We start from the raw sequence: 24886 nt of genomic DNA, 5'->3' as shown, positions 1-24886 counted from the left end.
CTCACCCTCCAGGGGCACGAATCTCCGGGGGAGAGCTGCGCGACCAGCAGGCCACCAGCCCGGGGTGAAGGCACGACCGTAAGGGGCAGTCACCCAGGGGCGCGGGGAACTGCGCGGGCAACCGGTCACCGGGCGGTGGTGGGGGTAGGACCGGAAGGGGCAGTGACCCAGGGGCGCGGGGAACTGCGCGACAAGCCCGCCACCGGCCGGTGGTCGGGGTGGAGAGCGGGACCGTAGCGGCGCGTAGCCCGGAGAAGCACCCACCGAGGGGTGGTCCGGGGCGGACGGGACGCGGGCGCCCGGGTGGGTCCGGTGGCGGCCCGAACGTGGGGGGCCGAGACTGGGGGCGATGCGCCTTCGATACGCGGTGGCCGCGGCGGCCACAACGGTGGTGGGTGCCGGCGCAGCCGCATTGGCGGCGGGCCGGTACGGCTCCGGGTTCGCCCTGAACCCGGCGGTCGCGGGCCCCGCCCCGGAAAGCCTGATCACGGTACGCAGCGTGACCCCGGACGAGGTCGTCCTCACCCGCACCCCCGCATCGGAGCGCCCGGGCGTGTACGGCCTGACCGGCGCGGGCGTGCACGCCACCGTCGGACCGGTGGTCGCGGTCGGCGACCGCGGCCACTCCGTCACCCGCACCCTGACCCGCGTGGACAAGGGCTCGCTGGCCGCGGGCGCGTTCGTCCGGATGACCCCGCAGGCGTACACCGGCGACCCGCGCGGCGCGCGCGGATTGGACTTCGGCGAGCCGCAGGTCCCGGGGGAGCTGGGCCCGATGCCGGCCTGGTACCTGCCCGGCGACCGCTCCACCTGGGTGGTCGCGGTGCACGGCGTCGGAGCCACCCGCGAGCAGGCCCTGTCCGTGCTGCCCGCACTGCACCGCTTCCGGCTGCCGGTCCTGATCCCGTCGTACCGCAACGACCCCGGCGCCCCCGCGTCCCCGGACCGCATCGGGCACCTCGGCGCCACCGAGTGGCGCGACCTGGACGCGGCGATGCGGTTCGCGGTGGAGCACGGCGCCCGCGGACTCGTGCTCTACGGCTGGTCGAGCGGCGCCGCGATGGCGCTGCGTGCCCTGCACCGCTCGCCGGTGGCCGGAAAGGTCGTCGGCCTGGTCCTCGACTCGCCGGTGCTCGACTGGCGCGCCACGGTCACCGCCGCGGTGCGCTCGCGCCGCCTGCCCCGCGTGCTGACCCCGCTCGCCGTGCGCGCCGCGGAGGGCCGTACGGGGCTGCGCGGCACGCGGCATACGGAGGCGGCCGCGGAACCGGCCGTGCCGGCCGGGCTCACCGTACCGACGCTGATCGTGCACGGCCCCGACGACACCTTCGCGCCCTGGTCCGCGTCCCGGGCGCTCGCGGACCGCTACCCCGGCAAGGTGGCCCTGCACCCGGTGCCGGGGGCCGCGCACACCGCGATGTGGAACGCCGACCCGGCGGTCTACGAGGAGACGCTGCGCCGCTTTCTCACCCCGCTCATGTGAGCGCGTTCACAGTCGGGTTTGGGATTATGGGCGCCGAGCGGCGAGACTGATCAGGTGACGTCCCGTATCCCGCGAGACACTCCGCTCCGCCTCGTCCCCCGCCGGCCGCTCACCGCGGCCCGCAGGACCGCCACGACGCGCAGGTCGCGACCGGCGCGCCCCCCCGAGGGCACCCCCTCGATCCCCGAACTCGCCCGCTTCGCCAGGGCCGAACTCGCCGCCGCCGTACGCCTCGCACGCTGGGCCGGCACCGGCCCCGGCACCGCGGGCCCGACCGGGATACTGCCGGACGCCACCGTGCGCGAGGCCGCCGCGGTCCTCGGCCTGACGCCCGGCCAGATCCGTGCCGCCTGGGACCGGGCCCGGCTCTCCGGCCTGATCGAACTGCACCGCGGCGCCGCCCGTCCCGGCTGGCGGCTGCGGGCCTGGGACACCGACGACACCGCGGTCCTGCGCGGCTGGGTCGCGCTGTTCGACGCGTGGTCGCTCGCCCACCCGTTCCTCCCGCCGCCCGACACGGAGGCGGGCGGCGGGGCGGGTCCGCACGGCACGGAAGGCGCCGGCGGCACGGCCGGCACCGGCACCGGCAACGGTGGCGGCTCGCTCGGCGCCGACCCCGCGCTGGTCGCCGAAGTCATCGAGGCCGCACCCCAGTTGCTCTCCTTCCTGCACCTGTCGCAGGGCCCGGTGCCGCTCGACACCCTGCTGGACCTGCTGCGGCAGCGCGTCGCCGAACTGCGCACCGAGCGGCACGAACCGCCCGCCGCGGGCGACCCGCTGCCCGCACTTCTGGAGTGGGTGCTGGACGCCGCCACCGACGTGGGGGCGCTGCGCCCGCGCGACCCGAAGCGCCCCGACGAGGCGGCGCTGACCGCGCTCGGCAGCTGGGCGGTGTGGGTCAAGCTGGAGCAGATCTGCGTGGCCGCCCAGGGCCCGGCCGGGAACATGGAGCAGTCCGCCGACACGATGCTGCGCGCCTGCGCCCGGCTCTCCCCGGGGCCGGCCCGCACCGAGTACCGCGCCTGGCTGGCCGCCCGCCCGGTCTCGCCGGCCGTCGCCGAACTGCTGGAGACCGCCCGCGGCGAGGACGCGCTGCTGCGCGGGCTGGCCTTCGAGGCACTGCGGGTGGTCGGCGACCCGGCCGAGCCGGCGGTGCGCGCGGTCGTCAACGAGCCGACGCTGCGCCCCTACGCGGTGCTGTGGCTCGCGGAGTTGGACGGCGGCGACCCGGACACCGCGACCGCGCTGCTGACCCGCGAGGAGGCCACCTGGCTGTGGGTGGACACCGCGGCCGCGGTCGCCGACCACGGCGACGACCACCTGCTCGTCAGCCATCTGGAGACGGCCGTACAGGGCTCGGTGCCCGGGTTGCTCCAGGAGGTCCGCCTGGCCGGCCACCCGCGCACCGTGCAGGTCCTGGTCGCGCTCGCCGCCGCGCACCCCGACCCCGCGCTCGCCAAGGCGGTGCGCAAGGCCGCGTTCCAGGTGCACACCGGGGAGGCGTGAGGGGAACAGGCGTCAGGGCGAGGGGAGTTCGGGGGCGTAGGTGCCGAAGCACCACAGGTTCCCCTCCGCGTCGCCGGCGATGTGGTCGCGCGAGCCGTAGTCGGTGTCGGTGAGGGGCATCACGATCCTGGCGCCGGCCGCGACCGTACGGGCGTAGTGCGCGTCGGGGTCGGCGACCACCACGTACACCGAGGTGGGGCCCAGGTGCTTGGTGGCCTGCCCGAACGCGCCCCAGCTGCGCGGCCGGCGCGGAGCCGGGAAAAGCGGTTGCGGAGCACCCGTAGAATGGACCCATGGCAGTTCTGCTCCTCGATTAGCCGCGTCGACCAGCCGCGGCGTCGACCCATCGGTCCTGACTCATCGGTCCGGGCCCATCGGTTACGACGCCCGCTCCGACCGCCGTCCGCGGGCCGGCTTCCGACGCCTTCGCGCCGCTGCGCCCCGGGTATCTCGTCCTCCGCTGCCGCCCCTCGCGGCGCCCATCGCTCTGGAGCTTTTCCACGTGATCACTGCCACCGGCATCGAGTTGCGCGCCGGCGCCCGCGTCCTCATCGAGTCCGCCTCCTTCCGTGTCGCCAAGGGCGACCGCATCGGCCTGGTCGGCCGGAACGGCGCGGGCAAGACCACCCTCACCAAGGTGCTGGCCGGCGAGGGCCAGCCCGCCGCCGGAAGCGTCACCAACTCCGGCGAGGTCGGCTACCTCCCGCAGGACCCTCGCAGCGGCGACCTCGACATCCTCGCCAGCGACCGGGTGCTGTCCGCCCGCGGCCTCGACGTCGTGCTGCGCAAAATGCGCGAGAACGAGGAGCGGATGGCCAGCGGGAAAGGCGCCACCCGCGAGAACGCGATGAAGAAATACGCGCGGCTGGAAACCGAATTCCTCACCAAGGGCGGATACGCCGCCGAGGCCGAGGCCGCCACCATCGCCGCCGCGCTGGGCCTGCCCGACCGGGTGCTCGGCCAGCCGCTGCGCACCCTGTCCGGCGGCCAGCGCCGCCGGGTGGAACTGGCCCGCATCCTCTTCTCCGACGCGGACACCCTCCTGCTCGACGAGCCCACCAACCACCTCGACGCCGACTCCATCACCTGGCTGCGGGACTACCTCAGGACCTACCGCGGCGGATTCATCGTCATCTCCCACGACGCGGACCTCATCGAGACCGTCGTCAACAAGGTGTTCTATCTCGACGCCAACCGCTCCCGTATCGACGTCTACAACATGGGCTGGAAGCTCTACCAGCAGCAGCGCGAAGCCGACGAGAAGCGCCGCCACCGCGAGCGCGCGAATGCCGAGAAGAAGGCGGCCGCGCTGAATTCACAGGCCGACAAGATGCGCGCCAAGGCCACCAAGACCGTCGCCGCGCAGAACATGGCGCGCCGCGCGGAGAAGCTGCTCTCCGGCCTGGAAGAGGTCCGGCAGGCCGACAAGGTCGCGAAACTGCGCTTCCCCGACCCCGCGCCGTGCGGCAAGACCCCGCTGATGGCCGCCGGGCTGTCCAAGTCCTACGGCTCGCTGGAGATCTTCACCGACGTCGACCTGGCCATCGACCGCGGCTCGCGGGTGGTCATCCTCGGGCTGAACGGCGCCGGCAAGACCACCTTGCTGCGGCTGCTGGCCGGTGTGGAGAAGCCCGACACCGGCGACGTCACCCCCGGCCACGGCCTCAAGCTCGGCTACTACGCCCAGGAGCACGAGACTCTCGACCCGGACCGCACCGTGCTGGAGAACATGCGGTCCTCCGCGCCCGACACCGACCTGGTCGAGATCCGCAAGATCCTCGGCTCCTTCCTCTTCTCCGGCGACGACGTGGACAAGCCCGCCCGGGTGCTGTCCGGCGGCGAGAAGACCCGGCTGGCGCTGGCCGCGCTCGTCGTCTCCAGCGCGAACGTCCTGCTGCTCGACGAGCCCACCAACAACCTCGACCCGGCCAGCCGCGAGGAGATCCTGGGCGCGCTGCACACCTTCTCCGGCGCGGTCGTGCTGGTCACCCACGACGAGGGCGCGGTCCACGCGCTCGAACCCGAGCGGATCATCATGCTGCCCGACGGGGTCGAGGACCTGTGGAGCCAGGAGTACGCCGACCTGGTCGCGCTGGCCTGAGCCGGCCGCGGGGCGACGCGGCCCCGTACTGCGCCGTTGGGCCGGATGATCATGCCGAATCGATCATTCGGCCCATCGTTGATCCTTCATCTGTATGAGTCGGTCTCGTACCGCCCCCTCACCCCGGCCGACGGCCGGCCCGGCCCGGCGTTCAGTGCCGTGACGTCGGGAAACTCCTTACGGACCCGGCTGACCTGCCGGTATTCCCGAAGCTGTGATCTCGGTACGGAATTGGCGACCCGGAAATAGCGCGCGCACCGGGTTCTGCCGGGGCTATCAGGGCATTCAGACGCTGAATGTACGGGGATGGACCTTGTCGAATGGGTGGCCAGGAACGTGGTTAGGGGTGATCATGAGAGTCCATAGCGCACTTCCCTGGAGGAGGCACGGGTGGCCGAGACTCTGAAGAAGGGCAGCCGGGTGACCGGCGCCGCGCGCGAGAAGCTCGCGGCAGACCTGAAGAAGAAGTACGACTCCGGTGCGAGTATTCGAGCCCTGGCCGAGGAGACCGGCCGTTCCTACGGGTTCGTGCACCGGATGCTGAGCGAGTCGGGCGTGGCCCTGCGCGGTCGCGGCGGCGCCACGCGGGGCAAGAAGGCCACCGCGGCCTGATCCCCGCGGGGAATTCCCGCGGGCGGGGGTGGAGCGGACGCGAGCAGCGTCCCCCATCGCCCCGGGGCATGAACGGGCACCCGTCCGTCCGGCGAGCCGACCGAGTGGTTACCCTTCGGTAATCATGTCCGCGGTCCGCTCGGAGGTGCCCGATGCCCGATGCCCACGTCCTGCTCGAACGCGACGGAGTCCGGCTCACCCTGGACGGCGCCGTCGCACACATCACCCTCTGCAACCCGGCCAAGCGCAACGCCCAGACGCCCGCCCTCTGGCGGGCCCTGGCCGAGGCGGGCCGGCTGCTGCCGGGGAGCGTACGGGTCGCGGTACTGCGTGGCGAGGGCGTGTCCTTCTCCGCCGGACTCGACCGGCGCGCGTTCACTCCGGAGGGCTTCGACGGCGAGCCGTCCTTCCTCGACCTCGTGCGCGGCAGCGAGCAGCAGCTCGACAAGGCCGTCGCGGGGTTCCAGGAGGCGTTCACCTGGTGGCGGCGCGCCGATCTCGTCACGGTCGCCGCTGTTCAGGGGCATGCGATCGGCGCCGGTTTCCAGCTCGCCCTCGCCTGCGACATGCGGGTCTGCGCGGATGACGTGCAGTTCGCCATGCGGGAGACCTCGCTCGGGCTGGTGCCCGACCTCACCGGCACGAAGCCGCTGGTCCAGCTGGTCGGGTACGGCCGGGCCGTCGAGATCTGTCTGACCGGGCGGTTCGTGCGCGCCGAGGAGGCCGCGCGGTGCGGGCTCGCGAACGTGGTGGTGCCCGCGGCGGAACTGGACGAGACGGTGGCGGATCTGGTCGCGGCGGTATTGGCGGCGCCGCGGGATGCGGTGATCGAGACCAAGGCGTTGTTGCGTTCCGCGCTGAGCGAGCCGGAGGCCGCCCAGCGCGCGGCCGAGCGTGCGGCTCAAGGGCGCCGCCTCCGCGACCTCGCGGGTGCGGGTGACTGACCCCCAGGGTGCCCCTGTCCTGTCGGCTGAGGGACCACCTGCCGGTGGGGGGTGCCTCCCGCCCTCGGGGTTCCGGGGTCTTCCCGGCCGCAGGCCGGCGGCCTGCTGGTCGCGCAGTTTCCCCCCGAGCTTCGTCTGGGAGGTACCCCCGGCGCCCCTGGGTTTGGAGGGTTCTTTTCGCGGAAGGGGCCGCAGCTGTTCAGGGGCGCGGGGAACGGCGCTCCCCCAGCGCTTCGCCTGGGAGGTACCCCCGTTCGCCCACCACCGGGAGAGGGCCCCTCAACCGACAGGACCAGGGCAGCCGGGGGGGTCGGGGGCACCGTTTATGTGATGTCGGTGATGATGACGGCTGTGGAGACGGGGCCGGGGGCGCCCGGGGTGGTGGCGGTGGTGGCCGCGGTGGCGGCTTCGCGGGCGACGGCGAGCGGGCGGAAGGACCGCGCCGTGGCGATCTGGAGCTGAACGTGCCGGGCCGGCCCGGCCGGCGCCTCGGTGTCGCGGACACGCACCCCGCCCCGCCCGGTCAGCCGCCGCGTCAAGCGGGCGACCCCCGGCACCGCCCGCACCGCGGCCTCCGCGGCCCGCGCCGCTTCCGCGGTGCCCTGGACGCCGTTCTGCCCGCTCTCCTCGTCGTCCGCGCCGTCACCTTCCAACTCCGTCCGGCCGCGGCCGGCCCCGACCGCGGCGGACGGCGCCTCGGGATCGTCGATCAGCCCGGTGACCGCGAGGTCCACGACCCGCACCGGCAACCCCAACCCGTCCTCGCCCGCGGCGGCGAACAGCGCGGTCCGCAGCCGCTCGGCCATGACCGGCAGCGGCTCGCCCACCACGGCCTCGAACCCGGCCTTGATCCGCAGCGGTCGGTGCGGCAGCGCGCCGAGCGGGGCGGCCGCGGGCAGGTCCGGCTCGTCGGCGCCGTCGCCGTTCGCAGCCGGCAGGACGTCCACCCGGCCGAGCCGTACTCCCGGCAGCGCCGCGCAGACCGTCCGCAGAGCCGCCACGGCCGTCCGTTCGGTGATCCACGCCGCGTCCTCGGGCCCGCCGAGCGGCAGCAGCCGACCCAGCGCGACCTGCTCCCGTACCGTCCGAGCCAGCCGGTCCATGGACACCACGCCTCGCCTCCCGCGGGCCGACCACTCGGATGGGGGGTCGGCGACAACCCACTCGCCGCATCCCCCACGCGTGCGGGGGCATGCGCACATAGTGTGGAGCACGGAGCAGCCCAGACGGAGGGACGACTCGCGATGACTGACACCGCACAGCAAGGCACCCCGGAGCCGAACGGCTCCTCCCTGTCCGAGGGCAGGACGCTGGACAAGGGAAATTCGGGCGGCCGCAAGGCGCTTGGAGATCCCGCCACCCGAGGGCGTACCACGATCGCCGACGGCGTGGTCGAGAAGATCGCCGGCCTCGCCGCTCGCGACGTCCTGGGCGTGCACGCGATGGGCACCGGCCTGTCCCGCACGTTCGGCGCGGTACGCGACCGGGTGCCCGGCGGCGGCCGTTCGGTGTCGCGCGGGGTCAAGGCCGAGGTCGGCGAGGTGCAGACCGCGCTCGACCTCGACATCGTGGTCGAATACGGCGTGTCGATCGTCGAAGTCGCCCGCGCCGTACGGGAGAACGTGATCGCGGCGGTCGAGCGGATGACCGGCCTCGAGGTCGTCGAGGTCAATGTCGCCGTCGGCGACGTGAAGTTGCCCGACGAGGACGATGACGACGATCGCGAGCAGCGGGTCCAGTAGCGGGCCCGCAGGGACGGACCCGGTTCCAGCACAGGCGGAGGCGGTCATGGCTGAGGGGACGGAGAGCGCGGAATGAGTATGGCGGTGATCGGCCTGGCCGTGGGAATGGCGCTCGGATTCGCCGGATGGTTCGGCGGGTTCGGGGCTTTCCTGCTGGTGGCGGCGCTCGGAGTGGTCGGATTCGTGGCGGGCAAGTTCCTGGACGGTGACATCGAACCGGGCGAGTTCTTCAGGACACGTGACCGCGACCGTGACCGGCGGCGCTGATGGCGGGAGCCGTACCCGCCCGGATGCCGGCCGCGGAGCGCGGCGCACTGCGGATCGCGGACCGGGTGATCGCGAAGATCGCCGCGCAGGCCGCCGGTGAGGCGCTCGTCGGCGCACCCGGCGCCGACCTGGTGCCCGACATCGCGCGGCCGCACGCCACGGTGTCGGTGCGCAAGGAGACCGCCCGGCTGCGGTTGGCCCTCGAACTCGGCTATCCCACCGACATCGGCGCGGTCTGCGGCAACGTGCGGCGCCATGTGACCGGCAGGGTCGAGGAGTTGACCGGCATGGCGGTGCCCGAGGTGGCGGTCGAGGTCGAACGCCTGCACTCGGCCGCCGGCCGCCGCAAGGACGAAGGGAGGGTGCGGTGAGCGACCACGGCTCCGGTCCCGACCGGCCCGCGGACCGGCACGGCGACGCCGGCGGCGGGGACAGCGGTCGCGGCCCCGGCGGCGAGGGCGGCGGCCCGTCCTACGGCCCCGGCCCGGACACCGGCCCCGGCCCGTCGTACCGGCCCGGCTCGGACAGCGGCTTCGGCTGGTCCGACGAACCCGAGCCGACCGTCAAGCTGCCCACCCTCGACACGCGCGAGCCCGAGCCGGACACCGGCGCGATCCAGTACGCCCCGGCGGCCGGTGAACCCGGCGCGGTGCGCGCCAAGCGCTTCTGGTCCGGCCGCCGTGTCCCCGCGGCCATCACCGCCGCCCTCTGCACCGCGCTGACCGGCCTGTTCCTCTACGACATCGCCGCGGTGCGCACCGACCGCAAGGCGATGGCCTGGCGCAAGACGCTGGCGCGCGAACTGGCCACCCGTCACCTGGACAACGTGTGGATCATCGTCGGCGCCGCGGTGGCCGCCGTGGTCGGACTGTGGCTGCTGCTGCTCGCGGCCACCCCGGGCGAGCGCGGGGTGCTGCCGATGGCGCGCCGCGGCTCGCAGGGCGTGCGCGCGGGGCTCGACCGGCACGCGGCCGAACTGGTGCTGCGCGACCGGGCGATGGAGGTCGCCGGAGTGCGCTGGTCGCGGGTGAAGGTGAGCCGCCGCAAGGTCAAGGCGCGCGCCACCTCGCACTTCCGCGAACTGGACGACGTACGGCGCGATCTGACCGCTGCTCTGGACACGGCGGCCGGGCAGCTCGGGCTCGCCAAGGCGCTCGGGATGCGCGTGCACGTCCAGCGGGCCGAGAAGAAGGCGTGAGGAGAGGGCGCATGCGCACCACACTCAACCGGGTCATGCTCGGCCTGCTCGGTCTGCTGCTGCTGGTGGTCGGGCTGTCGGTCCTGGTCGGCGGCCTGAACCTGGAGAAGCACTGGAACTTCACGATGCCGCACTGGTGGCCGTGGAGCGGGCCGAAGGACGTGCTGCTCAGCACGCACGACCGGACCCGTTACCGCTCGGACGGCTGGTGGTGGCCGGTGGTGATCGCGGTGCTCGCGGTCCTGCTGCTGATCGGCCTGTGGTGGCTGTTCGCGCAGGCGCGCAGGCGGCGGGTGCGGCAGGTCCGGGTGGACAGTGGCGACGGCCAGGGCGCGCTGCTGCGCGGCCGGGCGGTGGAGGACGTGCTGCGCTCGGAGGCGGAGGCGTACGACGGGGTGGCGTGGTCCGGCGCCCGGCTGGTGGGCAAGCGCGGCAACCCCTCGGCGCGGCTGGTGCTCGGACTGGAGCCGCACGCCAACCCGAAGGAGGTCGTGGCGGGGCTGGACTCCTCGGTGCTGGAGCGGGCCCGCACCTCAGCCGGGCTGGAAGAGCTGCCCGCCGAGGCCCGGCTGCGCGCGGTGCGCCACCGGGCCCGCCGGGTGAGCTGACGCGCTCACAGCCGTCCGAGGATCGCCATGTTGCCGATCGGCCCGACCAGCACCACCGCGGCCGTGAACGCCAGCGCCATCCAGAGCATGTAGCGGGAGGACTCGGGGCCGGCCCACGACTGCTCCTTGCGGTTCATGGCCGCGTACTTCTCCGGGTACTCGACCATGAACTTCCGTCGGGCCCGCTGCCCGCGGACGGCCCAGCGAATCATCAGCCACGCCATCACGCCCAGGTCGGCGGCCCACCACAGTCCCACCCATATTCCCGTCACGCCGGCCGAGCCTACCCCCGGGGTGCCGCTCCGGCGCCCCGTCGGTCAGGCGGTGGTGTCTTCCCGCCGGCCGGTCAGCGCCAGCGCGCTGTTGACCAGGCCGATGTGGCTGAACGCCTGCGGGAAGTTGCCCAACTGCCGCCCTGCGACCGGGTCCCACTCCTCGGCGAGCAGCCCGACGTCGTTGCGCAGCGAGAGCAGCTTCTCGAACAGGTCCTTCGCCTCCTGCGGCCGCCCGGTGGTGTGCAGGGCGTCCACCATCCAGAACGAGCAGGCCAGGAAGGCGCCTTCGGTGCCGGGCAGGCCGTCCACCCCGGCGGCCTCCGGGCTGTAGCGGCGGACGAAGCCGCCGAGGTCCAGCTCGGCGCGGACCGCCTCCACCGTGCCGACCACCCGGGGGTCGTCCGGCGGCAGGAAGCCGACCTGCGGGATCAGCAGGGTGGCCGCGTCCAGTTCCCGCGAGCCGTAGGACTGGGTGAAGGTGTTGCGGTCGGCGTCGTAGCCCTTCGCGCACACCTCGGCGTGCACCTGGGCGCGCATGGCGCGCCAGCTGTCCACGTTGCCGCGCAGTTTGGGCTGGGCCTCCATGGTGCGCACCGCGCGGTCGGCGGCGACCCAGGCCATCACCTTGGAGTGCACGAAGTGCCGGCGCGGGCCGCGTACCTCCCACAGGCCCTCGTCGGGTTCGCGCCACTTGGACTCCAGGAAGTCCATCAGGGAGCGCTGGAGGTTCCAGGCGTGCGACTCGGCGGCCAGGCCGCGCTCGCCGGCGAGGAAGAGGGAGTCCATCACCTCGCCGTAGACGTCGAGTTGGAGCTGTCCGGCGGCGGCGTTGCCGATCCGGACCGGGGCCGAGCCCTGGTAGCCGGCCAGCCAGGGCACTTCGTACTCCGGCAGCCGGCGCTCGCCCGCGATGCCGTACATGATCTGGAGGTCGGCCGGGTCGCCGGCGACCGCGCGCAGCAGCCAGTCCCGCCAGGCGTGCGCCTCGTCCAGGTAGCCGCCGGCGATGAGCGCGTTGAGGGTCAGGGCCGCGTCGCGCAGCCAGCAGTAGCGGTAGTCCCAGTTGCGGACGCCGCCGATCTCCTCGGGCAGCGAGGTGGTCGCGGCGGCCGCTATGCCGCCGCTGGGGGCGTAGGTGAGCGCCTTGAGGGTGATCAGGGAGCGCAGGACGGCGTCGCGCCAGGGGCCTTCGTAGCGGCACTGCGAGGACCAGGACTCCCAGTCCTTGAGGCAGTTGTCGAGGGCCGCGAACGGGTCGACCTTGCGCAGGTGCCGGGCGTGCGAGGCGTTCCAGGTGAGCACGAAGCCGACCCGCTCGCCCGCGGAGACGGTGAAGTCGGCGTAGGTGCGCATGTCCTTGCCGTACATCGGCACGTTGGGGGTGCTGCGCAGCCATACGGAGTCGGGGCCGGCGGTGGCCACGCGGTGGCCGTCGATGCGGCGCATCCAGGGCACCACGTTGCCGTAGTCGAAGCGCAGCACCAGTTCGGCGTGCATGGCGACCTCGCCGGATATGCCCTCCACGACGCGGATCACGTCGGGCGCCTTGTCGCGCTGCGGCATGAAGTCGGTGACCTTCACGGTGCCGTTCGGGGTCTCCCACACCGTGTCGAGGACCAGGGTGTCGCCGCGGTAGGAACGGGTGGCGCAGTGCGAGGAGTTGACCGGGGCTATTCGCCAGCGGCCGTTGTCGCGGTCGCCGAGCAGCGCGGCGAAGCAGGCCGCCGAGTCGAAGCGGGGCAGGCACAGCCAGTCGATCGAGCCGTCCCGGCCGACGAGTGCGGCGGTCTGGAGGTCCCCGATGATCGCGTAGTCCTCGATGGGTGCTGCCACGTGTCCGCCTCGCCGCCTTCTTCTGGCCGTCGTCGGCCGTCACCTGGTGCAGTCGCCCCTTGACCGTACAACTCGGCGGCGGGGGGCCGGTGGCCGGGTGGGACGGCGGGCGGCGGCGACCCCGGCGCGGCCGGCGGCCGGCGGGGCGCGGGTGGGCGACGGCGCGGGGGCGGCCGCGCCGGCGCGCGCAGGGGCGAGGAGGGCGCCTCGGCGGGTGCGGAGCCTGGGCGGCGCGGGCCTAGGCTGGTGCGGTGCCTAGGCGGGCGCCGCCGTCCCGACCCGGTCGACGATCCCGGCCGCGCCCTCCGCCTTGGCGCAGTGCGCGCAGCAGTAGAAGCGGCCGTCGACCGCCACTCCGTGGCCGACGATCTGCACGCGGCAGTGCTCGCAGATCGGTGCCATCCGGTGGATCGCGCACTCGAAGCTGTCGAAGACGTGCACCACTCCCTGGGCGTGCACCTCGAAGCTCAACTCGTAGTCGTTTCCGCAAACCTCGCAACGGGCCATGGGGCACAGGGTGCGGAACGGCCCGCCGGTGGGCAACACAGCTCGCGGTACGGCGGCGTGCCACGGTGCCGCTTTCACCCGTACGGCGGTGTACGGCACCCAGGTGTCAGCCGTGTACACCCTCGGCGGGCCTGACCGCCTTGAGCAGCTCGGCGAAGCGCTCCTCGTCGATGATCGGGGTGCCCACCTGCCGTGCCTTGATCGCCTTGGTGGTGGGGGAGTCGGGGTCGTTGGTGACCAGCAGGCTGGTGAGGCGGCTCACCGAGGAGGCGACGTGCAGGCCGGCGTCGGTGGCCCGGTCCTCCAGCAGTTCGCGGTCGATGCCGGTGTCGCCGGAGAACGCCACCCGCATGCCCTGCACCAGCGGCCCGTCCGGCGTCAGCCGCCCGGGGTTCGGATACGGGCAGGCCGGCCGCTTGCGGGCCGGGCGCCAGCCGGAGTTGCCGTAACCGTAGCCGTGGATGCGGCCGTAGCGCGGGGCCGGCACCGGGCCGTCCTGGCCGGGGTGGGCGGCGCCGGCCGCGGTGTCCTTCCACTCGGTCAGGGGGCGGCAGGCGTGCAGCGGAAGCGGCAACTCGGCGGCCGCCGCCAGGTGCAGGCTCGGACGGAACGCCTCGGCGAGCACCCGGGCGTCGTCCAGCGCGTGGTGCGCCCGGCGCTGCTGCACGCCGTAGTGCGCGGCGAGCGTCTCCAGCTTGTGGTTGGCCAGCGGCAGTCGCAGCTCCTTGGCCAGCACGATCGTGCACAGCCGGTGCTCGACCGGGGCGGTGGCCTGCGCGCGGGCGAACTCCCTTGCCAGCATGGACCAGTCGAAGACCGCGTTGTGCGCGACGAGCACGCGTCCGGCCAGCCGTTCGGCGAGGTCGTCGGCGATCTCGGGGAAGAGCGGCGCCTTCGCGAGCATCGCGCCGGTGAGGCCGTGAATCCACACCGGGCCGGGGTCGCGCTGCGGGTTCACCGGCGAGTACCAGTGGTCCTGCACCTCGCCGTACGCGTCCAGCCGGTAGACGGCGGCGGACACTATCCGGTCGTCCCTGCTGAGTCCGGTGGTCTCCACGTCGACCACGGCGTATCCCCCGGGATAACCGGAGGGCCACGGCGTCGGCGTCGGTGACGGGCTCGGCATCGGCATCTGCGTCGGCCCGCGGGGGGCAGGAGGCGGCTCGGTCCGGTTGTCCAGCATGGTCATTGAGGATAAGGGCCGTCGCCGACAGCGTTTCCCACCCGCCTCCGCGCAAGCCGGCTCTACCAGTGGGTAACAACGTCTGGCATACCCCGGGTAACAGCCTCTATGGTGCGTTCATGCCAGATCTGCCGAACGTCGTGCTGTGGTCGGTGCCGGCCTTCGTGCTGCTCACCGTCGTGGAGTTGGCGAGCTACCGGTTCCACCGCGACGAGGACGCCGCCGGGTACACCGGGAAGGACACCGTCACCAGCCTGTCCATGGGCGCGGGCAGCCTCTTCACCGACGCGATGTGGAAGATCCCGATCGTGGCGGTCTACTCCGCGCTCTACTCACTGACTCCGCTGCGGGTGCCGCTGCACTGGTGGACCCTGCTCCTGGCGCTGCTGGCCCAGGACTTCTGCTACTACTGGTCGCACCGCGGGCACCACGTGATCCGCGTGCTGTGGGCCTGTCACGTCGTGCACCACTCCAGCCGGAACTTCAACCTCTCCACGGCGCTGCGCCAGCCCTGGACCAGCCTCACCTCCTGGCCGTTCTACCTGCCGATGGTCGCGCTCGGCGTGCACCCGGCGATGCTCGCGTTCTGCACGTCGGTCAACCTCGTCTACCAGTTCTGGATTCACACCGAACGGGTCGACAAGCTGCCGCGCGCGGCCGAGTTCGTGCTCAACACCCCCTCGCACCACCGGGTGCACCACGCCTCGCAGGGCGGCTACCTCGACCGCAACTTCGGCGGCATCCTCATCGTCTGGGACCGCCTGTTCGGCTCCTTCACCGCGGAGACGGAGCGGCCGGTCTACGGGCTGACCAAGAACATCGCCACGTACAACCCGCTGCGGGTCGCCACGCACGAGTACGCGGCCATCGCCCGCGATCTCGCCGCGGCCCGGACCTGGCGCGACCGGCTGCGGCACCTGTGCCTCGGCCCGGGCTGGCGGCCGGCGGACGCGGCGGCGGGCGTCGGGGGAGGTGGGGGCGTCGGGGGAGGGGCGCCGAACCAGCGACTTCAACAAACTGTTGCAAAGGGCGTGGAGTCGCGTACGCTGCCGCGGTAGCAGCTTCCACACCCGCGAGACGCCGTATCGCCCCCGGCGCCATCTAGTGTGGGGGTGGGGAAACGGCAGCGGGCGCCACGCGGGCGCCCCGGCGGGAGAGGAGGAGCCGTGCTCGTCGACACCTACGGTCGGGTCGCCACGGACCTCCGGGTCTCGCTCACCGACCGCTGCAACCTGCGCTGCACGTACTGCATGCCCGAGGAGGGCATGCAGTGGCTGGCCAAGCCCGACCTGCTCACCGATGACGAGATCGTCCGGCTGATCCGCGTCGCCGTCACCGAACTCGGCGTCACGGACGTGCGCTTCACCGGCGGCGAACCGCTGCTGCGCCCCGGCCTGGTCGGCATCGTGGAGCGCTGCGCCGCCCTGCGGCCGCGCCCCCGGCTCTCGCTGACCACCAACGGGATCGGGCTCGGCCGTACCGCCGCCGCCCTGCGCGCCGCCGGCCTGGACCGGGTCAACGTGTCGCTCGACACCCTGCGCCCGGACGTCTTCCGCACCCTGACCCGCCGCGACCGGCACCACGACGTGCTCGCCGGCCTCGCCGCCGCCCGGGCCGCCGGGCTCACACCGGTCAAGGTCAACACCGTGCTGATGCGCGGGGTCAACGACGACGAGGCGCCCGACCTGCTGAGCTGGGCGCTCGCCGAGGGCTACGAACTGCGGTTCATCGAGCAGATGCCGCTCGACGCCCAGCACGGCTGGCAGCGCTCCGACATGGTCACCGCCGACGCGATCCTGGCAGCGCTCCGGACCCGCTTCGCGCTCACTGCCGAGGGCGACTCGGTCCGCGGCCACGCGCCGGCCGAGCGCTGGCTGGTGGATGGCGGCCCGGCCCGGGTCGGGGTGATCGGCTCCGTCACCCGGCCGTTCTGCCGTGCCTGCGACCGGACCCGGCTGACCGCCGACGGTCAGGTGCGCAACTGCCTGTTCGCCCGCGAGGAGTCCGACCTGCGCGGCGCGCTGCGCTCGGGCGCGGGGGACGGTGAGGTCGCCGCGTTGTGGAAGGCGGCGATGTGGGGCAAGAAGGCGGGCTCGGGCCTGGACGATCCGGCCTTCCTCCAGCCGGACCGGCCGATGTCAGCCATCGGCGGCTGACCGGGCTTCCCACTGCGTCAGCGTCACCACGTCCTTCAGGAAGCCGCGCACCCCGAGGAACTGGGAGAGCTGCTCGCGGTGCTCCTCGCAGGCCAGCCAGGTCTTGCGCCGCTCCGGCGTGTGCAGCTTGGGGTTGTTCCAGGCCAGTACCCACACGGCGGCCGTCCGGCAGCCCTTCGCCGAGCAGGTCGGCCTCTCGTCGCTCATGGCACCCATGTAAACATGGCGACGCCGGGCAGCCACGGGGGGAGCCGCCCGGCGTCGGTCCATCGCTCCGACGGGGGATACGGAGCGCGTACCGCAGTATGTCACGCGGTCTGCCGCGCGTGGAGGGGGAACCCGATGATTGATCTGAGCTTTTCTTGAGCTTCCCCGGCCGACTGCCATAGGTCTGGACCAGTCATGGACGAGGTGGCCGGGTCAGCCCGCTTCCGGGTGTTCGCCGACCGGCTCCTCCACCCGTTCCGGGACCCGCTCGGCGGCCGCCTCGACCCTCGACGGCTCCAGGGCCGGCCGGGCCAGCGGCGGGACATAGGAGGAGGTCGGCAGGTTCGGGGTGTTCTCCCGTCCTCCGTTGGCGAACACCACGGCCACGTACGGCAGCAGCACGCCCACGATGAGCGTCGCCCAGGCCAGCGGTCGCTCGATGTTCCACAGCACCACCGTGAGGATCACCGAGACGGTGCGGATCGACATCGAGATGATGTACCGCCGCTGGCGCCCGCGTACGTCGTCGGTGAGCCCGGTCCGTGCACCGGTGATCTGGAAGATCTCCGGCCCGCCCTGCTTCCCCATCCCGCTCCACCGCCTGCTCCATACACCGGGTTGTGCCGATCACGGGTCACGACACCTGCTGCCCGGTAGCTCCAAGGTACGCCGCCGGGCCGCCGCGCAGCAGGGCGGGGCGGGCGCGGGTGTGCGGTGCCGGGTCTGCGTCCCGCTCGGTAGGCAGCCGCCCGACATGCGGCGTAGACCACTCGGACGGACACTTGCGGGACGGCTGCCGGGCATTCGCCGTCCGGCCGGAGGAGGCGAGCGGCATGGGTTGGTTGTGGGCGATCATCGTCGGCCTGGTGCTCGGTCTGATCGCGAAAGCGATCATCCCGGGCAAGCAGAGCCTGCCCCTGTGGCTCACCTTGATCTGCGGTATGGGCGGCAGCGCGTTCGGCAACGGCGTGTCCCGGTGGCTCGGCGTCCGCGACACCAAGGGCATCGACTGGACCCGGCACGTCCTCCAACTGATCGGCGCGATCGTGCTGGTGGCGCTCGGCGACGCGCTGTGGGCCGCGCACAGGCGGCGCAAGCGCACCACGTCGGTGTGACGCCGGGAGGTCCGGACGGCAGGGCCTTACGGCAACTGCCGCAGCCACGGTGGTGGACGGCGGGCGTCTTACGGCAACTGCCGCAGCCACTGCGGTGGTACCCGGTCGGTGAGCCACACTCCGTTCGCGCTGAGCCGGAACTCGCCTCCCTCCGCGGCCAGTCCCGCCGCGTCCACCGCCAGCACCACCGGACGGCCGTGCCGCGAACCCACCCGCGCGGCCGTCTCGGTGTCCGCCGACAGGTGCACGTCCTGCCGGGACATCGGCCGCAGCCCGTCCCGCCAGATGAGCGGCAGCGTGGCCGCCGCGGTGCCGTGGTAGAGCACCGCCGGGGGATCGGCGGCGGCCAGGCCCAGCTCCACGGGCACCGAGTGGCCCTGGCTGGCCCGTATCCGGCGGCCGTCCGCGGAGTAGGCGAACCTGCGCTTGTTGTTCGTCGCGACCACGTGGTCCAGGTCGGCGCGCGAGATCCGGCGGCCCCTGGCGGCGCACCCGGCGAGCAGCTCGTCGACTCCCACCCAGCCCGCCTCGTCGAGGGTGATGTTGGCTGCCTGCGGGTTGTGCCGTAGCACCAGCGACAGGAACTTCGAGACCTTGACCGTCTGCTTCTCGTCGAGCATGTGCCCCCCTCCGCCGGGGCCGGCCGGGTCTGTCCCGGCCGGCCCGTGCCGGTCAGACCCCTTGGCTGACCGAACTCATGTTGAAATCGGGAATCCGCAGCGCCGGGGTGGCGGCACGGGTGAAGTAGTCGCCCCACTCGCGGGGCAGGGTGCGCTCGGTGCGGCCCGCCTCGGTGGCCCGGCCCATCAGGTCGACCGGCGACTCGTTGAACCGGAAGTTGTTCACCGCTCCGGTCACCTCGCCGTCCTCCACCAGGTACACGCCGTCGCGGGTCAGGCCGGTCAGCAGCAGTGTCGCCGGGTCCACCTCGCGGATGTACCACAGGCAGGTCAGCAGCAGGCCGCGCTCGGTGTCGGCGACCATCTCCGCCAGCGACCGGGTGCCGCCGCCGTCCAGCACCATGTTGTCCACCGCGGGTGCGAGCGGCACCCCGGTCAGCTCGGCGCTGTGCCGGGTGGTGACCAGCCGGTTGAGGGTGCCCTCGCGCACCCAGTCCACCGGGCCGAGCGGCAGCCCGTTGTCGAAGACCGACGAGTCGTCGTCCGACGCGTGCGCGATGACGAACGGCGCTGCCTCCAGGCCGGGTTCGGCCGGGTCGCTGCGCAGCGTCAGCGGCAGTGCGGCGATCTTCTCGCCGATCCGGGTGCCGCCGCCGGTGCTGGAGAAGACCGTGCGGCCCTCGGCCGCGTCGCGGGCCCCGGACGACCACAGCTGGTAGATCATCAGGTCCGCGACCGCGGTGGGCGGCAGCAGCGTCTCGTAGCGCCCGGCGGGCAGCTCCACCTTGCGCTCCGCCCAGACCAGCCGCTGCGCCAACTCGGCGTCCAGCGCCAGCGGATCGACGTCGGTGAAGTCGCGGGTGGAACGGCCCGCCCACGCGGAGCGGGTGCGGTCGGGCGACTTCGCGTTCACCTCAAGGGTGCCGGACGGCTGGTCGTGGCGAAGCCGCAGCCCGGTGGAGGTGCCCAGGTAGGTGGAGGTCACGTAGTGGTGCGCGAAGCCGTACAGTTCGCGCCCGCCGGCCCGGGCGGTGCCGAACGCCTCGCCCAGCGCGGGCGCGAAGGCCGCGAACACGTCGGAGGAGGTCTCGGCGGGTGGCGCGGTGAAGTCGGCCGAAGGGGCGCCGCCGGCCACCAGCGGCTGGGCGTCCTCCGCGGGCCCGGCCTCCCTGGCCGCCGCCTCCGCGGCCCGCACCAGCGGCTCCAACTCGTCTGCGGTCACCGCGGACCGCGACACCATGCCCGAGGCGGTGCCCTGGGCGCCGTCGACGGTGGCGATCACGGTGAGGGTACGGCCGCGGGTCACGCCGTTCGTGGTCAGGGAGTTGGCCGCCCAGCGGAGATTGGCGCTTGACTCCTCCTCCGCGATCACCACGCAGCCGTCGGCCCGGGACAGCTCCAGGGCCCGCTCGACGATCTCGTGCGGCTTGGTCGCCGCGCTGCTGGCGCTGCTGGTCATCGGCCGGCCTCCTGCGTGGTGTTGAGAATGCTGACGTCCTGGAAGAGGGCCGACGGGCAGCCGTGGCTGACCGCCGCGACCTGGCCCGGCTGGGCCTTCCCGCAGTTGAACGCGCCGCCGAGCACGTAGGTCTGCGGGCCGCCGACCGCGGCCATGGAGCCCCAGAAGTCGGTGGTGGTGGCCTGGTAGGCGACGTCCTTGAGCTGGCCGGCGAGCTTGCCGTGCTCGATCCGGAAGAACCGCTGGCCGGTGAACTGGAAGTTGTAGCGCTGCATGTCGATGGACCAGGAGCGGTCGCCGACCACGTAGATCCCGTGGTCGACCGAGCCGATCAGCTCCTCGGTGGAGGGGCCGTCCGGCGCGGGCTGCAGCGACACGTTGGCCATGCGCTGCACCGGGACGTGGCCGGGGGAGTCGGCGTACGCGCAGCCGTTGGACCGCTCGAAGCCGGTGAGCTTCGCGATCCGCCGGTCGAGCTGGTAGCCGACCAGGACGCCGTCGCGCACCAGGTCCCAGGAATGGGCGGCCACGCCTTCGTCGTCGAACCCGATGGTGGCCAGGCCGTGTTCGGCGGTGCGGTCCCCGGTCACGTTCATGTGTGAGGAGCCGTACTTCAAGGTGCCGAGCTGGTCGAAGGTGGCGAACGAGGTGCCCGCGTAGGCCGCTTCGTATCCCAGCGCGCGGTCCAGCTCGGTGGCGTGGCCGACCGACTCGTGGATGGTCAGCCAGAGGTTCGACGGGTCGACCACCAGGTCGTACCGGCCGGCCTCCACCGAGGGGGCGCGCATCTTCTCGGCGAGCAGGCCCGGGATCGCGGCCAGTTCGCCGTCCCAGTCCCAGGTGTCGCCGGTCAGGTACTCCCAGCCGCGGCCGACCGGCGGGGCGAGGGTGCGCATCGAGTCGAAGTCGCCGTTGTCCGGGTCGACCGACACGGCGGTCAGCGACGGGTGCAGCCGAACCCGCTGCTGGGTGGTGCTGGTGCCGGCGGTATCGGCGTAGAACTTGTTCTCCTGCACGGTCAGCAGCGACGCGTCCACATGGGAGACGCCCTCCGCGGCCAGCAGCCGCGAGCTCCACTCGGCGAGCAGGGCGGTCTTCTCCGCGTCGGGCACGTCGAACGGATTGACGTCGTAGGACGAGACCCAGGTGCGGTCCGGGTGCACCGGCTCGGCGGCCAGTTCCACCGGGTCCTGCGCGCCGGCGGCGGCGATCACCTTCGCCGACAGCTTCGCCATCGCGACGGCCTGCGAGGCGACCTTCGCCGCGCCGTCCATCGTCAGGTCCACGCCGGCGGCGAAGCCCCACGCCCCGCCGTGCACCACCCGCACCGCGTACCCCAGATCCGTGGAGTCGGAGGCGCCGGCCGGGCGGGCGTCCCGCAACCGCCACGCCGCACTGCGCACCCGCTCCAGCCGGAAGTCCGCGTGCTCGACTCCCAACGCCCGCGCCCTGGCCAGCGCGGCGTCGGCAAGCGCGCGCAACGGCAACGCCATGAACGACTCATCCACCTCATGCGGCACGACGATCTTCCCTTCCTTCGCGTCTTCGCAGTGAACCATGTCCGCGCCGTCCCGGGGCGGACGTTTTCGCCCGCCTGTGGATAACTCGGCGACCGGCCATCCCGGCGGCCGGGACGCCGCGCTCGGACGGACCGCCGCGCCCGTGCCTGCCGCCCGGCGGTTCGGCCGAATCCAGGGCGGTGTCCGCGATCGCGGTCCATCCGGTGAATCCTGACGGACCGCCGGATGTACGCCCCCCGGAGATGCCGTCCGGAATGCGGAATTGCGGAGAGCACCGTCCGGCTGCTTTCGCGGGTGAGCCGGGGCCGACTCGTCGGTTCGACTTGCTCCTCGGGCCGGTTCCTCCGATGTGCCGACATGGCTGGTTTTCCCGTACGACGTGATTTCCGATCGGCCGGTGATGGTAATGCGGTGCCCGCTTCTTCTTCTCACCGGCACAACTTGTTCGATTCCCTTGCCTCTGGCTAGAGTCGGCCGCCATGACCGTAGACCCTTCGCTGATCCGTAGCAGTTTCAAGGTTGTCGAGCCGAACGGCTCGCAGGTGACTGCATATTTCTACGAGCACTTGTTCGCCAACCACCCCGAGGTGCGCCCGCTGTTCGCGCCGCACATCGACGAGCAGCGCGATCGCCTGTGGGCCGCTCTGGGCGCCCTGGTGGCGAACATCGAGAACCCCGAGACACTGACCGGCATGCTGCAGAACCTGGGGCGGCGGCACGTGGGTTACGGCGCGCTGGCCGAGCACTACCCGGCCGTGGGCGCCAGCCTGATAGCCACCTTGCAGCACTACGCGGGCGACGCGTGGACGCCCGCCGTCGAGGAGTCCTGGACCGGGGTCTACGGCGTGATCAGCGACACCATGGTCGCGGCCGGCGATGCGGCCGCCCGCTGACCGAGCCGTCAGCGGCTCGTCGCGGCGAGCCGCCGAACGGCCCCCAACTGCACGGAGGTCACCCCTGATGTCGGATGCCGGTGGGTGGTCGTGAGCGATACCCAGGCGTTGCGAGACTCCTTCGCCCTGGTCGGCAAGTCCGGGGACGAGGTACCGCGGTACTTCTACTCCTACCTGTTCCTCATCGCGCCGCAGGTCCGGCCGATGTTCCCGGTGTCCATGGGCCAGCAGCGCGACCGGCTGGTCGCGGCCCTGGGCAGGATCGTCGCCGACGTGGACGATCCGGACCGCCTCGTCCCGTACGTCCAGCAACTGGGCCGCGACCACCGCAAGTTCCAGGTGGTGGCCGAGCACTACGACGCGGTGGGACAGGCCCTGCTGGCCACCCTCGGCTACTTCCTGGGCGAGGCGTGGACCCCGGAGTTGCGGCGTGGCTGGACCGACGCCTACGGGCTCGTGGCCCGCACCATGTTCCAGGCCGCCGATGCCGACAGCGCGGTGAACCCGCCGTGGTGGAACGCCGAGGTGGTGCGGCACGAGCAACGCGCCTTCGACATCGCGGTCGTCACCCTGCGGTTGGACCAGCCGATGGCGTACGCCGCCGGTCAGTCCGTGATGGTGGAGACCCCGATACTGCCGAGCACCTGGCGGTCCTTCACCCCGGCCAACGCGGTGCGCGCCGACGGCAGCATCGAGTTGCACGTGCGCTCCATCGACGGGGGGCTGGTCAGTCCGGCCGTGGTCTACTCGCTGCGGCAGGGCGACGTGCTGCGCCTCGGGGCCCCGGTCGGTGACCGGCTCGGGCTGCGGCGGTCGCAGGGCCGGGACCTGGTGCTGGTCGCCGGCGGTACCGGGCTGGCCCCGCTGCGCGCCCTGATCGAGGAGATCGCCTGGTACGGCCCGCCGCGCCGGGTGGACCTGTTCTTCGGGGCGCGCGACGCGAACGGCCTGTACGACATGCCCGCGCTGCGGCAACTGGCCGAAGCCCATCCGTGGTTGCGCGTCACCCCGCTGGTCGGCGCGGACTTCGGCAGCTTCGAGAACCGCAGCCTGGCCGGTCCCGTCCTGCGCTCTGGGGCCTGCCGCGGGCGCTCGGTGTACGTCTGCGGCTCGCCGGCGATGGTCTCCGCGACGGTGCGCGATCTGGCGGCCGGCGGCATCCCCCACGACCTGCTGCACTACGAAGACGCTCGGTGATCGGAGACATGTGAACGAGACACGAGCACACCACCCGGAGGAGCGCCGGGTGACGCCCGAGACGCTGCGCTCGATGACGTTCCCCCGCGCCCCCCTGACCCGTCGCGGCTACCACGAGGAGGCGGTGCACGACGCGCTGCGCCGCTGCGCGGCGGAACTGACCGCGCTGGCACAGGAGAACGACCGGCTGCGGACGGACATGCAGCGCCACCGGGACTGGATACGGGCGAACAACATCAGCGACGGCACCAACCTCACCGGTGTGCCGACCGTGGACGCGGTCCTGCAGCAGGCCCGCGCCCAGCAGTCGGCCGAGCAGACCGTCGTCGCGGCCCGCGATCAGGCGCGCACCATGGTGCGCGCCGCCCGGGTGCAGGCCGAGGCGATCCTGCAGCAGATCCGGGAGCAGGACGGCAAGTCGAGCGGCGCCGACCAGGAGGAGACCGAGCGGCTCATCTCCTACCTGCGGCAGATCGCGCAGTCGCTGACCGTCACCGTGGACCAGTACGCCACGAAGCACACCTCCACCGACCTGCCGGCCGGCACCGGCCCGCACGGCACCTGACCGCCTCCCGCGTCGATGGGACGTATCCGCAGGCCCCAGGCACGCCGGGCACTGTAGGAACCCCACAGGGACCTCGTGAGCAGCCTGTACGGGGCGATTCCCCGGAACGCGACCGGTACCGATAGTTTTCAGGCAGACAGCCACGACCCATCGACGCAGGAAAAGAGTGATCCGTTGAGCCGCTCGGTTCTCGTCACCGGAGGAAACCGGGGCATCGGCCTCGCCATCGCCCGGGTCTTCGTCGACGCGGGCGACAAGGTCGCCATCACGTACCGCTCGGGTGAACCGCCTGCGGAACTGGTCGAGTCGGGCGTGCTCGCGGTGCGCTGCGACATCACCGACAGTGAGCAGGTGGAGCAGGCGTACAAGGAGATCGAGGAGAAGCACGGCACCGTGGAGGTGCTGGTCGCCAACGCGGGCATCACCCGCGACCAGCTCCTGATGCGGATGTCCGAGGAGGACTTCACCACGGTCCTCGACACCAACCTCACCGGCACCTTCCGCGTGGTCAAGCGCGCCAACCGCGGCATGCTGCGGGCCAAGAAGGGCCGGGTCGTGCTGATCTCGTCCGTGGTGGGTCTGCTCGGCAGCGGCGGACAGGCCAACTACGCCGCGTCCAAGGCCGGCCTGGTGGGCTTCGCCCGCTCGCTCGCGCGTGAACTGGGCTCGCGCAACCTCACGTTCAACGTCGTCGCCCCCGGCTTCGTCGACACCGACATGACCCGGGCGCTCTCCGACGAGCAGCGGTCCGGGATCGTCGCCCAGGTGCCGCTCGGCCGGTACGGCCGGCCCGAGGAGATCGCCGCCACCGTGCGCTTCCTCGCCTCGGACGACGCCTCGTACATCACTGGAGCCGTCATCCCGGTTGACGGCGGATTGGGCATGGGTCACTGAT

General features: G+C 72.7%; 27 protein-coding genes and 1 pseudogene. 17 read left to right on the top strand and 11 right to left on the bottom strand.

The window, feature by feature from the left end; translation table 11 throughout:
* Nucleotides 1-349 precede the first annotated feature (349 nt).
* Together OG370_RS09755 and OG370_RS09750 are read left to right on the top strand one after the other, a co-directional pair.
* On the top strand, nucleotides 350-1483 hold the full coding sequence (locus OG370_RS09755) for an alpha/beta hydrolase (protein WP_328462623.1): 1134 nt from the start codon (nucleotides 350-352) through the stop codon (nucleotides 1481-1483).
* A 54-nt stretch (nucleotides 1484-1537) separates the two neighbouring features.
* Nucleotides 1538-2989, top strand: coding sequence for a hypothetical protein (locus tag OG370_RS09750; RefSeq protein ID WP_328462621.1), 1452 nt, complete (start codon nucleotides 1538-1540; stop codon nucleotides 2987-2989).
* Nucleotides 2990-3001: 12 nt separating this feature from the next.
* Here OG370_RS09750 and OG370_RS09745 read toward each other — a convergent pair whose 3' ends face one another.
* Nucleotides 3002-3289: a VOC family protein gene (locus OG370_RS09745; RefSeq protein WP_443060855.1), complete on the bottom strand. Its 288-nt coding sequence runs from the start codon at nucleotides 3287-3289 to the stop codon at nucleotides 3002-3004.
* Nucleotides 3290-3491: 202 nt separating this feature from the next.
* On the opposite strand from OG370_RS09745, the gene OG370_RS09740 reads away from it, so the two are divergent.
* From OG370_RS09740 to OG370_RS09730, 3 genes are all read left to right on the top strand, one after another.
* Nucleotides 3492-5090 (top strand): ABC-F family ATP-binding cassette domain-containing protein, encoded by a 1599-nt coding sequence (locus OG370_RS09740; protein ID WP_328462619.1) that lies wholly within the window; start codon nucleotides 3492-3494, stop codon nucleotides 5088-5090.
* Nucleotides 5091-5480: 390 nt separating this feature from the next.
* The gene (locus OG370_RS09735; RefSeq protein ID WP_202232978.1) at nucleotides 5481-5702 is read left to right on the top strand and encodes a helix-turn-helix domain-containing protein; all 222 of its coding nucleotides are present in this window, start codon (nucleotides 5481-5483) and stop codon (nucleotides 5700-5702) included.
* 152 nt (nucleotides 5703-5854) lie between these two features.
* A complete protein-coding gene (locus OG370_RS09730) occupies nucleotides 5855-6646 on the top strand; it encodes an enoyl-CoA hydratase/isomerase family protein (protein ID WP_328462615.1) in 792 nt (263 codons plus the stop codon).
* Nucleotides 6647-6969: 323 nt separating this feature from the next.
* On the opposite strand, the gene OG370_RS09725 is transcribed toward OG370_RS09730, so the two are convergent.
* Nucleotides 6970-7749, bottom strand: a complete 780-nt coding sequence (locus OG370_RS09725) for a nucleopolyhedrovirus P10 family protein (RefSeq protein WP_328462613.1) — start codon at nucleotides 7747-7749, stop codon at nucleotides 6970-6972.
* 141 nt (nucleotides 7750-7890) lie between these two features.
* Here OG370_RS09725 and OG370_RS09720 point away from each other — a divergent pair, with 141 nt between their 5' ends.
* From OG370_RS09720 to amaP, 5 genes are all read left to right on the top strand, one after another.
* Nucleotides 7891-8388 carry an Asp23/Gls24 family envelope stress response protein gene (locus tag OG370_RS09720; protein ID WP_328462611.1) on the top strand — a complete coding sequence of 166 codons (498 nt, stop codon included), beginning with the start codon at nucleotides 7891-7893 and terminating at the stop codon, nucleotides 8386-8388.
* 72 nt (nucleotides 8389-8460) lie between these two features.
* Nucleotides 8461-8655, top strand: coding sequence for a hypothetical protein (locus OG370_RS09715; RefSeq protein WP_328462609.1), 195 nt, complete (start codon nucleotides 8461-8463; stop codon nucleotides 8653-8655).
* Nucleotides 8655-9026 (top strand): Asp23/Gls24 family envelope stress response protein, encoded by a 372-nt coding sequence (locus tag OG370_RS09710; RefSeq protein WP_328462607.1) that lies wholly within the window; start codon nucleotides 8655-8657, stop codon nucleotides 9024-9026. Before OG370_RS09715 ends, OG370_RS09710 begins: the two co-directional genes overlap by 1 nt.
* A complete protein-coding gene (locus tag OG370_RS09705; protein WP_328462605.1) occupies nucleotides 9023-9853 on the top strand; it encodes a DUF6286 domain-containing protein in 831 nt (276 codons plus the stop codon). Before OG370_RS09710 ends, OG370_RS09705 begins: the two co-directional genes overlap by 4 nt.
* Before the next feature lie 11 nt (nucleotides 9854-9864).
* Entirely contained in the window at nucleotides 9865-10461 is a 597-nt protein-coding gene (gene amaP, locus OG370_RS09700; protein WP_328462603.1) for an alkaline shock response membrane anchor protein AmaP, read from the top strand.
* 5 nt (nucleotides 10462-10466) lie between these two features.
* On the opposite strand, the gene OG370_RS09695 is transcribed toward amaP, so the two are convergent.
* The 4 genes and pseudogenes from OG370_RS09695 to OG370_RS09680 form a co-directional block, all read right to left on the bottom strand.
* Entirely contained in the window at nucleotides 10467-10733 is a 267-nt protein-coding gene (locus OG370_RS09695) for a hypothetical protein (RefSeq protein ID WP_328462601.1), read from the bottom strand.
* Nucleotides 10734-10778: 45 nt separating this feature from the next.
* A pseudogene (locus tag OG370_RS09690) lies at nucleotides 10779-12581 on the bottom strand (glycoside hydrolase family 15 protein); the annotation flags it as partial.
* A 243-nt stretch (nucleotides 12582-12824) separates the two neighbouring features.
* Nucleotides 12825-13076, bottom strand: a complete 252-nt coding sequence (locus OG370_RS09685) for a hypothetical protein (RefSeq protein WP_328462599.1) — start codon at nucleotides 13074-13076, stop codon at nucleotides 12825-12827.
* 106 nt (nucleotides 13077-13182) lie between these two features.
* The gene (locus tag OG370_RS09680; protein WP_443060640.1) at nucleotides 13183-14265 is read right to left on the bottom strand and encodes a DEDDh family exonuclease; all 1083 of its coding nucleotides are present in this window, start codon (nucleotides 14263-14265) and stop codon (nucleotides 13183-13185) included.
* A 113-nt stretch (nucleotides 14266-14378) separates the two neighbouring features.
* On the opposite strand from OG370_RS09680, the gene OG370_RS09675 reads away from it, so the two are divergent.
* Together OG370_RS09675 and moaA are read left to right on the top strand one after the other, a co-directional pair.
* Nucleotides 14379-15317, top strand: a complete 939-nt coding sequence (locus OG370_RS09675) for a sterol desaturase family protein (protein ID WP_328462597.1) — start codon at nucleotides 14379-14381, stop codon at nucleotides 15315-15317.
* Nucleotides 15318-15425: 108 nt separating this feature from the next.
* Complete coding sequence (gene moaA, locus OG370_RS09670; RefSeq protein WP_328462596.1) at nucleotides 15426-16415, top strand: GTP 3',8-cyclase MoaA; 990 nt, start codon at nucleotides 15426-15428, stop codon at nucleotides 16413-16415.
* Here moaA and OG370_RS09665 read toward each other — a convergent pair.
* Together OG370_RS09665 and OG370_RS09660 are read right to left on the bottom strand one after the other, a co-directional pair.
* A complete protein-coding gene (locus tag OG370_RS09665; protein ID WP_328462595.1) occupies nucleotides 16398-16622 on the bottom strand; it encodes a hypothetical protein in 225 nt (74 codons plus the stop codon). The two genes, moaA and OG370_RS09665, sit on opposite strands and share 18 nt — an antisense overlap.
* Before the next feature lie 213 nt (nucleotides 16623-16835).
* The gene (locus OG370_RS09660; protein WP_328462594.1) at nucleotides 16836-17210 is read right to left on the bottom strand and encodes a DUF3099 domain-containing protein; all 375 of its coding nucleotides are present in this window, start codon (nucleotides 17208-17210) and stop codon (nucleotides 16836-16838) included.
* A 245-nt stretch (nucleotides 17211-17455) separates the two neighbouring features.
* Here OG370_RS09660 and OG370_RS09655 point away from each other — a divergent pair, with 245 nt between their 5' ends.
* Nucleotides 17456-17737, top strand: coding sequence for a GlsB/YeaQ/YmgE family stress response membrane protein (locus tag OG370_RS09655; protein WP_328462592.1), 282 nt, complete (start codon nucleotides 17456-17458; stop codon nucleotides 17735-17737).
* Nucleotides 17738-17805: 68 nt separating this feature from the next.
* Here the strand turns inward: OG370_RS09655 and OG370_RS09650 are convergent, their stop codons facing one another.
* Genes OG370_RS09650 through OG370_RS09640 form a run of 3 tightly spaced genes read right to left on the bottom strand, consistent with a single transcriptional unit; the run spans nucleotide 17806 to nucleotide 21336 of the window.
* Nucleotides 17806-18357: an RNA 2'-phosphotransferase gene (locus OG370_RS09650; protein ID WP_328462590.1), complete on the bottom strand. Its 552-nt coding sequence runs from the start codon at nucleotides 18355-18357 to the stop codon at nucleotides 17806-17808.
* Nucleotides 18358-18409: 52 nt separating this feature from the next.
* The gene (locus tag OG370_RS09645; protein WP_328462588.1) at nucleotides 18410-19816 is read right to left on the bottom strand and encodes a TldD/PmbA family protein; all 1407 of its coding nucleotides are present in this window, start codon (nucleotides 19814-19816) and stop codon (nucleotides 18410-18412) included.
* On the bottom strand, nucleotides 19813-21336 hold the full coding sequence (locus OG370_RS09640) for a TldD/PmbA family protein (protein WP_328462586.1): 1524 nt from the start codon (nucleotides 21334-21336) through the stop codon (nucleotides 19813-19815). The genes OG370_RS09645 and OG370_RS09640 overlap by 4 nt, the downstream gene beginning before the upstream one ends.
* A 479-nt stretch (nucleotides 21337-21815) precedes the next feature.
* On the opposite strand from OG370_RS09640, the gene OG370_RS09635 reads away from it, so the two are divergent.
* The 4 genes from OG370_RS09635 (at nucleotide 21816) to fabG (ending at nucleotide 24885) form a co-directional block, all read left to right on the top strand.
* Nucleotides 21816-22229 (top strand): globin family protein, encoded by a 414-nt coding sequence (locus tag OG370_RS09635; RefSeq protein WP_328462584.1) that lies wholly within the window; start codon nucleotides 21816-21818, stop codon nucleotides 22227-22229.
* Nucleotides 22230-22319: 90 nt separating this feature from the next.
* Nucleotides 22320-23426 (top strand): globin domain-containing protein, encoded by a 1107-nt coding sequence (locus OG370_RS09630; RefSeq protein ID WP_328462582.1) that lies wholly within the window; start codon nucleotides 22320-22322, stop codon nucleotides 23424-23426.
* Between the two features lie 49 nt (nucleotides 23427-23475).
* On the top strand, nucleotides 23476-23991 hold the full coding sequence (locus tag OG370_RS09625) for a DivIVA domain-containing protein (protein WP_328462580.1): 516 nt from the start codon (nucleotides 23476-23478) through the stop codon (nucleotides 23989-23991).
* Between the two features lie 174 nt (nucleotides 23992-24165).
* A complete protein-coding gene (gene fabG, locus OG370_RS09620; RefSeq protein WP_328462578.1) occupies nucleotides 24166-24885 on the top strand; it encodes a 3-oxoacyl-[acyl-carrier-protein] reductase in 720 nt (239 codons plus the stop codon).
* The last annotated feature ends 1 nt before the right edge of the window (nucleotide 24886 follow it).

Origin of the sequence: Streptomyces sp. NBC_00448, from assembly GCF_036014115.1 — a bacterium.
In the GTDB taxonomy this organism is placed as follows: domain Bacteria; phylum Actinomycetota; class Actinomycetes; order Streptomycetales; family Streptomycetaceae; genus Actinacidiphila.
The sequence above is the reverse complement of the archived record's forward strand: the minus strand, read 5'-3'. Positions and strand labels throughout refer to the sequence as shown.